We start from the raw sequence: 11,938 nt of genomic DNA, 5'->3' as shown, positions 1-11,938 counted from the left end.
CGCCGTCAAGAGCAAAAAAAGTTTAATTGATATGTTATAACATAACAAAATAATGTTACCTTTCTCTGGCAATGTATCAATAATCGCAAGGGGATGTATGAACAAGGTTGCACTTCCACCAACCCAGCCGCTGCCGGATGCACAGGCCTGGCAGGGGGCAATGAGTGATGTCGGACTCGATTGGGTAGGGATGCAAGGGATCGCACTGCCGCTGGAGTTGGCGGGCAAGCCGCTGATGGCAAAAGTTAATGCCGGGATCAATCTGCGTGCCAGTCGCCATGGCGCGCGTGGAATACATATGTCGCGCCTGTACCTGACGCTGGATGAATTGACTCAGGGCGAACTGACGCCGCAACGTATTGCTGATTCGCTGCGGGCTTTTCTGGCATCACAGCCGGAACACAGTGACAGTGCCAGCCTGAGTATCAGTGGCGAACTGATGTTGTCGCGCCCGGCGCTGCTGTCGGCACATCGTGGCTGGAAAGCTTACCCACTGAAAATTGACGCCAGCCTAACCACAGGGTTAACCCTGTCGCTGACGGTGGGCGTACCCTATTCCTCCACCTGTCCGAGTTCGGCAGCGCTAAGCCGCCAACTGGCACAGCAGCAGTTTCAGTTTGATTTCGAACAGGCGCCGGACAAAGTCAGTCAACAGCAGGTGATTGACTGGCTGGGTGAACAGGGCATGCCTGGCACCCCGCATAGCCAGCGCAGTTGGGCCTGGGTGACGGTCACGCTCAATGAAGGCGAAGCCGAATTGCCGGTGGTCAATTTAATCGATCGCATCGAGCATGCGCTGGGTACGCCGCTGCAGACGCTGGTGAAACGTCAGGACGAGCAGGCATTTGCCCTGGCTAATGGCCAGAACCTGATGTTCTGTGAGGATGCCGCGCGCCGTTTGTATCGGATGCTGCGCAGTCAGTGCTACCACCGCGCATTTTCATTGCGTGTGGAGCACCAGGAAAGCCTGCACGCCCACAATGCGGTGGCGGAGTTAAGCTGGCAGGAGGCTGGAAATGCTGCGTAAAAACCCCAGTGGCCATCTGCCACAGGTTTCACCGAAAGCCTACATCGATCCTACCGCCATTATTTGCGGCCGAGTGATTGTCGAAGATTTTGTCTACGTTGGCCCCTATGCCGTGATCCGTGCGGACGAATTGAATGCGGTCGGGGACATGGAGCCGATTATTATCGGTTCCCATTCCAATATTCAGGACGGCGTGGTGATCCACTCTAAAAGCGGCGCAGCGGTCACCATCGGCAGCTTCAGCTCTATCGCCCATCGCGCGATTGTCCACGGCCCGTGCCGCATTGAAGATCGGGTGTTTATCGGTTTTAACAGCGTGCTGTTCAACTGCCATATCGGCTCCGGCTGCGTGGTGCGTTACAACGCGGTGGTGGACGGCGTGACGCTGCCGGAAAACCTGTATATCCCGTCAACCGAGCGCGTAGGTGTGGACAGCGATCTGTCGCTTTACCCGCAGGTGGATCGCGGCGCGCTGCAATTTTCTGAAGAAGTGGCTGCCACCAACGTTGAACTGGTGCGCGGCTACCAGGCATTACGCAATGAGTTTTGAGTGAGGAACCCCATGAATCCATTACCTGTAACCGTACTTTCCGGCTTTCTCGGCGCCGGTAAAACCACGGTGCTGAACCATATTCTGAATAATCGTCAGGGCATGCGTGTGGCGGTGATCGTTAACGACATGAGTGAAGTGAACATCGACGCCGCGCTGGTCGAGAACGAAGTCCAGCTCGACCGCCAACAGGAAAAGCTGGTGGAGATGAGCAATGGCTGCATCTGCTGCACGCTGCGTGAAGACCTGCTGATTTCGGTGCGCGAATTGGCGCAGGCCGGCCGCTTTGATTATCTGTTGATTGAGTCCAGCGGTATCTCCGAACCTTTACCGGTGGCAGAAACCTTCACCTTTGAAGACGAGCAGGGCGAAAGCCTGTCGCACTTCGCCCGCTTGGACACCCTGGTTACGGTGGTGGACGGAGTCAACTTCATCCAGCAGTACCAACAGGCGCAAACGCTGCAGGAAGCCGGTCAAAGTTTGGGCGAGGATGATTTGCGTAGCGTGGCCGATCTGTTGATCGAACAGATTGAGTTCTGCGACGTGATGCTGGTGAGTAAAACCGACTTGCTGACTGCGGAACAACTGGGCGAAGTGATGGCACTGCTCGCCAGCCTGAACCCGGATGCCAAAATCATCGCTATCTCTCCCGGCAAACTGCCGCTGGAGGCGGTATTAAACACCGGCAGCTTCAGCTTTGACAAAGCGCAGCGGGCTCCCGGCTGGCTTAAGGAGCTGCGCGGTGAGCACCTGCCTGAAACGGAGAACTATGGCATCAGCAGTTTTGTTTATCGGGCGCGTCGACCTTTTGCACCGGATAAATTCTATCGGGTGATCAACGGCGACTGGGGCGGTGGCAAACTGTTGCGTTCCAAAGGGTTCTACTGGTTGGCGACGCGTCCGCGTCAGGCTGGGCAGTGGAGCCAGGCCGGCGGCATCGCCCATTATGGGTTGGCCGGGACTTTCTGGCGCGCTATCGCGCAGGATCACTGGCCGCAGGATGAAGAGACCCAGGCACAAATTATGGAGAAGTGGGTGGAGCCCTTTGGCGATATGCGCCAGGAACTGGTGTTTATCGGGCAGAACCTGCCGCAGGCCGAAATAACGCGTTTGCTGGATGCCTGCCTGCTAAGTGATGAGGAAATGGCTGCCGGGGTAGGCTACTGGCATGAGATGGCCGATCCCTTCCCTGAGTGGTAATTGCACAATGACAGTGTGGTAATGAGAAAAATTCTCAACAAAGTGCTTTACAGGTGATACTGATAACTATTATCATCGCCTGGCAGTTCACGGAAGGCCACGGTCTGTGGCTCTGCTGTGAAAGGCACGACATTGCTCACATTGCTTCCAGTGTTTTTTAAGCCAGCTCGGGTGCTGGCTTTTTTTTTGCCTGTTATTCCTCTTCTGCCTCGCCATTTTGCAACAGCGCGTGCTTTTTCAACATGCCACGTAATTGGTGATAGGTCAGCCCCAGCAGCTCCGCCGCCTTACGCTGATTAAATCTTCCCTGTTGAAGTGCGGCTTCGATTAGCAATTTTTCCTGCGCCAACTGCCAGGCTTTCAAATCCAGCGGCAGGACTGGCCGCTCATCATGCGTTACGCGCTCGGTGGGCAGCGGCATAGTTTCCCGTCGGGCGAAGGGGTTGATGACTATCTGATCCAACGCGCTGTCACTGGTACCGTGCCGATACATCGAACGTTCCACCACGTTTTTAAGCTCACGCACGTTGCCCGGCCAGTGATAGCCGAGCAGGGTGTCTCTGGCACGTTCGGTAAAGCCGGGGAACAGTGTCAGCGACAGCTCACGGCACATCTGAATCGCAAAGTGCTCGGCCAGCAACATGATGTCTTGCTGCCGCTGGCGCAGCGGCGGTAACTGCACTACGTCGAATGCCAACCGATCCAGCAGGTCGGCGCGGAATTTGCCCGCCGCCGCCAGTGCCGGAAGATCGTCGTTGGTGGCACACACCAACCGCACATCTACCTGCAACGGCTGGCTGCCGCCGACGCGCTCCAGATGGCCGTATTCAATCACCCGCAGCAATTTTTCCTGCACCAGCATCGGGGCGGTGGCCAGTTCGTCGAGAAACAGCGTGCCGCCGTCGGCACGTTCAAAGCGGCCCAGATGGCGCTTTTGCGCGCCGGTAAAGGCCCCGGCCTCGTGACCGAACAGCTCGGAGTCCAGCAGGTTTTCATTCAGGGCCGCGCAGTTAAGCGAGATAAACGGCCCCTGCCAACGGTTGGACAGGTAATGCAACCGGTGGGCAATCAGTTCTTTACCGGTGCCGCGCTCACCGATCACCAACACCGGTTTGTTCAACTTTGCCAGTTGCGAGACTTGCTCCAATACTTCGACAAAGGCATTCGCTTCGCCCAACAGGTTTTCTAACTGTTCGCTCATGATGAAATTCGCCAATGTTTGGTGAAAATAATCACTCTACAGTATGCTCACAGAGAGTCAAAAATATATAATCGTTATTATTCAATGAAATAAAAGTTGGCACGGGTTTTGATTAGGTATTAGGGAAATCTGTATGACCCAACACGGCGCTTCAGACGCCATCAGAACCAAGAGGAAGTGAATTATGGGTATTTTTTCTCGTTTTGCCGACATCGTGAACGCCAACATCAATACGCTGCTGGATAAGGCGGAAGATCCGCAAAAGCTGGTGCGTTTGATGATCCAGGAAATGGAAGACACGCTGGTTGAAGTTCGCTCCACCTCAGCGCGTGCGCTGGCGGAGAAAAAACAGTTACTGCGTCGCATCGAGCAGGGTGAAAACCAGCTTAGCGATTGGCAGGACAAAGCCGAACTGGCACTGCGTAAAGAGAAAGAAGATCTGGCCCGTGCGGCACTGATCGAAAAACAGAAAGTGGCCGACCTGATCACCACGCTGACGCATGAAGTGTCCACCGTAGAAGAAACGCTGGCGCGTATGAAAAGCGAAATCGGCGAGCTGGAAAACAAGCTGACCGAAACCCGCGCTCGCCAGCAGGCGTTGACCTTGCGTCACCAGGCGGCGTCGTCTTCCCGTGACGTGCGTCGTCAGCTCGACAGCGGTAAACTGGACGAGGCGATGGCTCGTTTCGAGCAGTTCGAACGCCGTATCGACCATATGGAAGCCGAGGCGGAAAGCGTCATCATCGGTAAAAAGAAGTCTCTGGATCAAGAGTTTGCCGAGCTGAAAGCCGACGACGCCATCAGTGAGCAACTGGCAGCGCTGAAAGCCAAAATGAACCGCACTGAGTAAGGCAACAGCGGCCACGGTGTGTGGCCGCCCACCAAGACGCATTAAGAAGGAAAAGAAATGAGTGCTCTATTACTTGCCATTCCGTTGACAATCTTTGTGTTGTTTGTCGCACCGATTTGGCTTTGGCTGCATTACAGCAATCGGCAACAAAACGGCATTCAACTGAGCCATCAGGAGATGCAGCGACTGGCGCAGTTGGCTGAAGATGCCAAGCGCATGCGTGAACGCATTCAGGCGCTGGAAGAGATCCTTGATGCAGAACACCCGAACTGGAGACAGTCTTGATGAACAACACTCTGGGCAGTAAAAAGCTTTATCGCGTTCCTGAAGAAGGCATGCTGAAGGGCGTCTGCGCCGGTCTGGCCCATTATTTTGACGTGCCGGTACGCCTGATCCGAGTGATCGTGGTGTTGTCGATGTTCTTCGGGCTGTTCTTCTTCACCCTGATCGCTTATTTCGCGCTGGTATTCGTGCTGGACGAAGCACCGGCCAGCCGTTTTGAGGGCGAGCAGCAAAAAACACCGCGCCAGTTGCTCGACCAATTAGAGTACGAACTGGGCAGCGGCGAACAGCAACTGCGACAGGTTGAGCGTTATGTCACGTCGGACACCTTCGGCGTACAGAGTCGCTTCCGCAAGTTATAACCCCGCCTTGCGCGCAATGGCCTGCGCACGGCGCAGGTCAGGCATCGCACCTGACATCATCCTTTTGAACCAAACTGTGCCGGAGGGCATTGCTAATGAAAAAAACCTATGCCGTAAACGCCGTTAAATCCGGTGGATTTAAACAAGGAGCAGGTGCAATGTTGAAGACATTGTCTAAAGTCATCATCATAGCGTTACTCAATTACGGCCCGGCAGGGGCGGCCGGCTGGCTGCTGCGCACCGTAGGCCGCAAACCGATTCGCTTTGTCCTGGCACTGGTGCTGGAACCGCTGTTCCGCAAAGGGCTGAACAAGGTATTTGGGCGTTATGCCAAGGAGAACAATGAAACGACTGCAAAATGAGTTAACGTCGCTGGTCAACCGCGGGATGGATCGCCACCTGCGTCTGGCGGTGACCGGCCTGAGCCGCAGCGGCAAAACCGCCTTTATCACCGCTTTCGTCAATCAATTGCTGCATGTTCACAGCGGTGCCCGCATGCCGCTGTTCTCGCCGGTGCGCGAAGAACGCCTGCTGGGCGTGAAGCGCATTCCGCAACGCGATCTCGGTATTCAGCGTTTTACCTATGATGAAGGGCTGGCACAGCTTTATGGCACTCCGCCGAGCTGGCCGACCCCGACGCGTGGCGTCAGCGAAATTCGCCTGGCGTTGCGTTATCGCTCCAATGATTCATTGCTGCGTCATTTCAAAGACACTTCAACGCTGTATCTGGAGATTGTCGATTATCCCGGCGAATGGTTGTTGGACTTGCCGATGCTGGAACAGGACTATCTGGCCTGGTCGCGGCAAATGGCCGGCTTGCTGCAGGGCGATCGCGCCGAATGGGCCAGGCCCTGGCTGGAACTGTGCAAAAGCTGCGATCCGCTGGCACCCGCCGATGAAAACAAGCTGGCGGCCATCGCCCAGGCCTATACCGATTATCTGTTGCGCTGCAAAAGTGAAGGGCTGCATTTTATTCAGCCGGGTCGCTTTGTGTTGCCGGGCGATCTGGCCGGTGCGCCGGCATTGCAGTTTTTCCCGTGGCCAAACGTCGACAGCCTTGGCGAGTCAAAGCTGGCGCAGGCGGATAAACACAGCAACATCGGCATGCTGCGTGCGCGTTTCAACTATTACTGCCAGACCATCGTCAAAAACTTTTATAAAGAGCATTTTGTCCGTTTCGATCGCCAGATTGTGCTGGTGGATTGCCTGCAGCCACTCAATAGCGGCCCGCAGGCGTTCAATGACATGCGGCTGGCGCTGACCCAGTTGATGCAGAGTTTCCACTATGGCAAGCGCACGCTGTTCCGCCGTTTATTTTCACCGACCATCGATAAACTGATGTTTGCCGCTACCAAGGCCGATCACATCACCGCCGATCAGCACGCCAATTTGGTGTCGTTGTTGCAGCAGCTGGTGCAGGAAGCCTGGCAGAACGCGGCGTTTGAGGGCATCAGCATGGACTGCGTCGGGCTGGCCTCGGTGCAGGCGACCGAAAGCGGCATCGTTGACCATCAGGGGCAGCGCATCCCGGCGCTGAAGGGCAATCGTCTGAACGACGGCGCACCGTTGACGGTGTTCCCCGGCGAAGTGCCAGCACGTTTGCCGGGGCCGGCGTTCTGGCAGAATCAGGGCTTCCATTTTGATGAGTTCCGGCCACGAGCGATGAGTGTGGACAGTCCGTTGCCACATATCCGCCTGGACGCGGTGATGGAGTTTTTACTGGGAGATAAATTGCGATGAGCGAGCCGATAAAACCGCGTATCGATTTCGAACAGCCGTTGGAGCCGCCGCAGGAGCCGGTGCTGCGTGCCAACGTTGCTTTCGACGAACAGCAGGCTGAGCACTTTTTCCCGGCGGCGGCGGAGCTGCAGCAGGAAGAGGAAGAGGGGCGTGCCGAAGGCATTATCAACGCAGCCTTGAAACCCAAACGCAGCCTGTGGCGCAAAATGGTTACCGCCGGGCTGACGCTGTTCGGCGTCAGCGTGGTGGCGCAGGGCGTGCAGTGGGTGCATACCGCCTGGGTGCAGCAGGATTGGATCGCCATGGGCGGTGGCGTGGCGGGTGGTTTGATTGTCTTCGCCGGGGTAGGTTCGGTGGTGACCGAATGGCGCAGGCTATATCGTCTGCGCCAGCGTGCAGAAGAACGGGATGTGGCGCGTGAACTGTTGCACAGCCACGGATTGGGCAAAGGGCGTGAGTTTTGCGAAAAACTGGCGCGTCAGGCCGGCCTGGATCAGGGGCATCCGGCGTTGCAACGCTGGCAGGCTTCACTGCATGAAACTCAGAACGATCGCGAAGTGGTAGCGCTGTACGCCAAGCTGGTGCAGCCGGTGTTGGATAATCAGGCACGGCGTGAAATCAGCCGTTCGGCGGCGGAGTCCACCTTAATGATTGCCGTCAGCCCGCTGGCGGTGGTGGATATGGCGTTTATCGCCTGGCGTAATATTCGGCTGATTAACCGTATCGCCGCGCTGTATGGCATCGAACTGGGTTACTTCAGCCGTCTGCGCTTGTTCCGTCTGGTGCTGTTGAATATCGCCTTTGCCGGCGCGTCCGAGCTGGTACGCGAAGTGGGAATGGACTGGATGTCGCAAGACCTGGCCGCCCGATTGTCCGCCCGAGCGGCGCAGGGCATCGGTGCCGGTTTGCTGACGGCCAGGCTCGGTATCAAGGCGATGGAGCTTTGTCGTCCGTTGCCCTGGCTGGAAGGGGAAAAACCGAAGCTGGGTGATTTCCGCAGCCAACTGATTGGCCAGTTGAAAGACACCATGAAAAAGAGCGACAACAAGGCCAAATAATCTGCCCACGGCGTCTATTCAGGCGCCGTGGTTATTTTTACCGCAATGATTTTCCCCGCTAACGCCAATACGTAACCCGCGCTTGACGAAAGACGATCCCCCTGTAAATGCATTATATTTATCTGCAAATTTACTGGCGGTTGTGATAACTCTCTGCTGATAAGCTAAAATGACGCCGATGGTGTTATTCACTTGCGTTTAAAATCATCAACAACAACGATAAATCAGAGTTCTGTCAACTTTTGCTGACAGATTGCTTCTACCGCTCGGGGTGAGAGAGTATCATCATCTTCAGTCATCCCCGCACCTGCAGAGATAAGGCCAATACTGATGCGTTTGGAAGTTTTTTGCGAAGACCGGATCGGTCTGACTCGAGAGTTACTCGATCTTTTGGTATTGCGCAGCATAGATTTACGTGGCATCGAAATCGATCCCATCGGCCGCATTTACCTCAATTTTTCCCAACTGGATTTTGACACCTTCCGCGCGCTGATGGTGGAAATCCGCCGCATTGCCGGCGTGACCGATGTGCGCACCGTGAATTTCATGCCGTCTGAACGCGAACACCGCGCACTGCGTGCGTTGCTGGAGTCGATGCCTGAGCCGGTGTTCTCGATTGATATGAAAGGCAAAGTTGAACTGGCCAATCCGGCAGCGCAGGCGCTGTTCGGGCTTAGCGAAGACAAAATTCGCAACCAGACGGCCACCGCATTGATTGGCGGTTATAACTTCAACCGTTGGCTCGAGAGCGAACAGACGGCGCCGCAATCTGAGCGGGTGGTGATCCGCAGTCAGGACTTCCTGATGGATATCACGCTAATCTACCTGGAGGACGAAAACCAGCAGAATGCCGCCGTAGGCGCGGTAGTGATGCTGAAGTCCACGGCCCGTATGGGGCGTCAGTTACAGAATCTGTCGGTGAACGACGATACCGAGTTTGATCATATCGTTGCCGCCAGTCCGAAAATGCGCCAGGTGCTGGAGCAGGCGCGCAAGTTGGCGATGCTGGATGCGCCACTGTTGATTGTGGGCGACACCGGCACCGGCAAAGATATTCTGGCCCGGGCCTGCCATTTGCGCAGCCCGCGTGGCAAGCAGCCGTTCCTGGCGCTCAATTGTGCCGCACTGCCGGATGACGTCGCGGAAAGCGAGTTGTTCGGCCATGCGCCGGGGGCTTACCCGAATGCGCTGGAAGGCAAGAAGGGCTTCTTTGAGCAGGCGCACGGTGGTTCGGTGCTGCTGGATGAAATCGGTGAGATGTCGCCGCGCATGCAGACCAAACTGCTACGTTTCATTAACGATGGCACTTTCCGCCGCGTGGGTGAAGAACACGAAGTCCATGTAGATGTGCGGGTAATTTGCGCGACGCAGAAAAACCTGACCGAACTGGTGCAGCGTGGTGAGTTCCGTGAGGATCTCTATTATCGACTTAACGTGTTGACCATCACCATTCCACCACTGCGTGAGCGTCCACAGGACATCATGCCGCTGACTGAACTGTTTGTGGCGCGTTTTGCCGATGAACAGGGCGTGGCGCGGCCGAAGCTGGCGGGCGATCTGGGCAGTTTCCTCAGCAAATATGGTTGGCCGGGCAACGTGCGACAGTTAAAAAACGCCATTTACCGGGCGCTGACGCAAACCGAAGGTTTCGAACTTCGTCCGCAGGACATTGTACTGCCGGAGTTCGAGGTTGAAATGTCGCTGGGCGATGAGGTGATGGACGGCTCGCTTGATGATATCAGCAAGCGTTTCGAACGTTCGGTGCTGACCCGTTTGTACCGTACTTACCCGAGTACCAGAAAACTGGCGAAACGCCTGGGGGTTTCACATACCGCGATCGCCAATAAGTTGCGCGAATATGGGCTCAGCAGCCGTAAGCCTTCCGGGGAAAACGAAGAATAAAAAAACGGGCGCCATAAGCGCCCGTTTCAACGTTTAGAGGCCGGCAATCGTCGGCCTTCTGGCATTACTTCAATGCAGCCAGCGCCGCATCGTAGTTCGGCTCGGTGGTAATTTCATTCACCAGCTCGCTGTACAGCACGTTGTCCTGGCCATCCAATACCACAACCGCACGTGCGGTCAGGCCTGCCAGCGGGCCTTCAGCGATTTCAACGCCGTAAGCCTGTTTGAATTCTGCGCCACGCAGCGTGGACAGGGTGACTACATTGTTCAGGCCTTCTGCACCGCAGAAACGTGACTGGGCGAACGGCAGGTCGGCCGAGATGCACAGCACCACGGTGTTATCCAGGCCGCTGGCCAACTGGTTGAATGTACGAACCGAAGTTGCGCAAACGCCGGTATCAATACTTGGGAAAATGTTCAGAACTTTGCGTTTCCCCGCGAAGCTGCTCAGCGCCACGTCCGACAAGTCTTTGGCAACCAGTGAGAAGGTTTTGGCTTGTTCGCCGGTTTGTGGCAGGTGGCCTGCAACGCTAACCGGGTTGCCTTGAAAATGTACTGTCTGAGTCATTAGCTTGATTCCTTTTACAGGTGTTTATACAAAGGGCGTGAGCCTAATAAAATGGCTTTTTGGCCGCTTTTAACATTAGGTTCACACCCTGGCATCAGTTTATGTCAACAATTGTGGGTTGGATAGATAAAGTTTGCTAAATAGTTGTATATATTAGAGTGTGTCCAAAAAAGCGCCCACGCGTTCGCCCGATTTTATGCGCAATTTCCGTTCAGGAGCCATTATGAGAAGCATGCGTTTTTACCCAGAAGCCTGGCCGCTGCATACCGCCTTTGTTATCGCCCGCGGCAGTCGCACCGAAGCCAAAGTGGTGGTGGTCGAAATTGAGCAGCAGGGCGTGCGCGGTATAGGTGAGTGCACACCTTATCCGCGTTACGGTGAAAGTGAGACTTCGGTGATGGAACGGCTGGCCGAAGTTGCTACGGCTGTCGAACGGGGCGTGACGCGCGAGCAACTGCAGCAGCTAATGCCGGCCGGCGCGGCACGTAATGCGGTGGATTCCGCCTTGTGGGATTTGGAGTGTCAACTGAGCGGTCAGAGCCGCTGGCAGCGTAGCGCTGCTGCCGAGCCGGAACGCATTCTGATGGCGCAAACCGTCAGCATAGGTTCGCCGGAAGCCATGGCCTTCGCCGCACGCGAACTTGAACAGCAAGGGGCTAGCTTGCTGAAAATCAAACTGGACAATCATCTGATCAGCGAACGGCTGGTGGCGATCCGCGCGGCGGTGCCGGATACCACGTTGATTGTCGATGCCAATGAGTCCTGGCAGGCGGAAGGGCTGGCGGCGCGCTGCCAACTGTTAGCGGATCTGGGCGTGGCGATGCTGGAGCAACCCCTGCCGGCAACGGATGACAGCGCACTGGAAAACTTTATCCACCCGTTGCCAATTTGCGCCGATGAAAGCTGCCACACCCGCGGTGATTTACCCAAGCTGGTTGGCCGTTATCAAATGGTCAATATCAAGCTGGATAAAACCGGCGGTCTGACCGAAGGGCTGGCGCTGGCGCAGGAGGCGCGGCAACAAGGGTTCGCTATTATGCTCGGCTGCATGTTGTGCACTTCGCGGGCGATCAATGCCGCATTGCCGCTGGCACCGGGCGCGCGATTCGTCGATTTGGACGGCCCGACCTGGCTGGCTAATGACGTTGAACCGGGGTTGGATTTTGAATGTGGGGCGATTAATCTCGCCCCATAGCCG

The 11,938-nt window shown here is 56.0% G+C and carries 13 protein-coding genes; 11 read left to right on the top strand and 2 right to left on the bottom strand.

What is annotated here, in order from left to right:
- Nucleotides 1-97: 97 nt before the first annotated feature.
- From folE2 to zigA, 3 genes are read left to right on the top strand one after another with little or no spacing between them, the layout of a single operon-like run.
- On the top strand, nucleotides 98-1,027 hold the full coding sequence (folE2, locus tag SERS4_RS0114135) for a GTP cyclohydrolase FolE2 (protein ID WP_017893002.1): 930 nt from the start codon (nucleotides 98-100) through the stop codon (nucleotides 1,025-1,027).
- Entirely contained in the window at nucleotides 1,017-1,577 is a 561-nt protein-coding gene (locus tag SERS4_RS0114130) for a carbonate dehydratase (RefSeq protein WP_012145355.1), read from the top strand. Before folE2 ends, SERS4_RS0114130 begins: the two co-directional genes overlap by 11 nt.
- Nucleotides 1,578-1,589: 12 nt before the next feature.
- Complete coding sequence (zigA, locus tag SERS4_RS0114125) at nucleotides 1,590-2,777, top strand: zinc metallochaperone GTPase ZigA (protein WP_017893001.1); 1,188 nt, start codon at nucleotides 1,590-1,592, stop codon at nucleotides 2,775-2,777.
- 193 nt (nucleotides 2,778-2,970) lie between these two features.
- Here the strand turns inward: zigA and pspF are convergent, their stop codons facing one another.
- A complete protein-coding gene (gene pspF / locus SERS4_RS0114120) occupies nucleotides 2,971-3,978 on the bottom strand; it encodes a phage shock protein operon transcriptional activator (protein WP_017893000.1) in 1,008 nt (335 codons plus the stop codon).
- Nucleotides 3,979-4,162: 184 nt separating this feature from the next.
- On the opposite strand from pspF, the gene pspA reads away from it, so the two are divergent.
- The 7 genes from pspA (at nucleotide 4,163) to tyrR (ending at nucleotide 10,172) form a co-directional block, all read left to right on the top strand.
- Nucleotides 4,163-4,828, top strand: coding sequence for a phage shock protein PspA (gene pspA, locus SERS4_RS0114115; protein WP_012145352.1), 666 nt, complete (start codon nucleotides 4,163-4,165; stop codon nucleotides 4,826-4,828).
- 57 nt (nucleotides 4,829-4,885) lie between these two features.
- Entirely contained in the window at nucleotides 4,886-5,113 is a 228-nt protein-coding gene (pspB, locus tag SERS4_RS0114110; protein ID WP_012145351.1) for an envelope stress response membrane protein PspB, read from the top strand.
- Nucleotides 5,113-5,472, top strand: a complete 360-nt coding sequence (pspC, locus tag SERS4_RS0114105; RefSeq protein WP_012145350.1) for an envelope stress response membrane protein PspC — start codon at nucleotides 5,113-5,115, stop codon at nucleotides 5,470-5,472. Before pspB ends, pspC begins: the two co-directional genes overlap by 1 nt.
- Nucleotides 5,473-5,567: 95 nt before the next feature.
- Entirely contained in the window at nucleotides 5,568-5,834 is a 267-nt protein-coding gene (gene pspD / locus SERS4_RS25770) for a phage shock protein PspD (protein ID WP_017892999.1), read from the top strand.
- Entirely contained in the window at nucleotides 5,815-7,212 is a 1,398-nt protein-coding gene (locus SERS4_RS0114095) for a YcjX family protein (RefSeq protein WP_017892998.1), read from the top strand. Before pspD ends, SERS4_RS0114095 begins: the two co-directional genes overlap by 20 nt.
- Nucleotides 7,209-8,270, top strand: coding sequence for a YcjF family protein (locus SERS4_RS0114090; protein WP_017892997.1), 1,062 nt, complete (start codon nucleotides 7,209-7,211; stop codon nucleotides 8,268-8,270). Before SERS4_RS0114095 ends, SERS4_RS0114090 begins: the two co-directional genes overlap by 4 nt.
- Before the next feature lie 330 nt (nucleotides 8,271-8,600).
- Complete coding sequence (tyrR, locus tag SERS4_RS0114085) at nucleotides 8,601-10,172, top strand: transcriptional regulator TyrR (RefSeq protein WP_017892996.1); 1,572 nt, start codon at nucleotides 8,601-8,603, stop codon at nucleotides 10,170-10,172.
- A gap of 64 nt (nucleotides 10,173-10,236) precedes the next feature.
- On the opposite strand, the gene tpx is transcribed toward tyrR, so the two are convergent.
- Nucleotides 10,237-10,740: a thiol peroxidase gene (gene tpx, locus SERS4_RS0114080; protein WP_012145344.1), complete on the bottom strand. Its 504-nt coding sequence runs from the start codon at nucleotides 10,738-10,740 to the stop codon at nucleotides 10,237-10,239.
- A 223-nt stretch (nucleotides 10,741-10,963) separates the two neighbouring features.
- Between tpx and ycjG the strand changes: the two genes are divergently transcribed.
- Entirely contained in the window at nucleotides 10,964-11,935 is a 972-nt protein-coding gene (gene ycjG / locus SERS4_RS0114075) for an L-Ala-D/L-Glu epimerase (RefSeq protein WP_026142394.1), read from the top strand.
- Nucleotides 11,936-11,938 lie beyond the last annotated feature (3 nt).

The organism is Serratia sp. S4 (assembly GCF_000347995.1).
GTDB classification, from domain to species: Bacteria; Pseudomonadota; Gammaproteobacteria; order Enterobacterales; family Enterobacteriaceae; genus Serratia; species Serratia quinivorans.
Note: the sequence above shows the minus strand (reverse complement) of the source record. Positions and strands in the feature narration are given on the sequence as shown.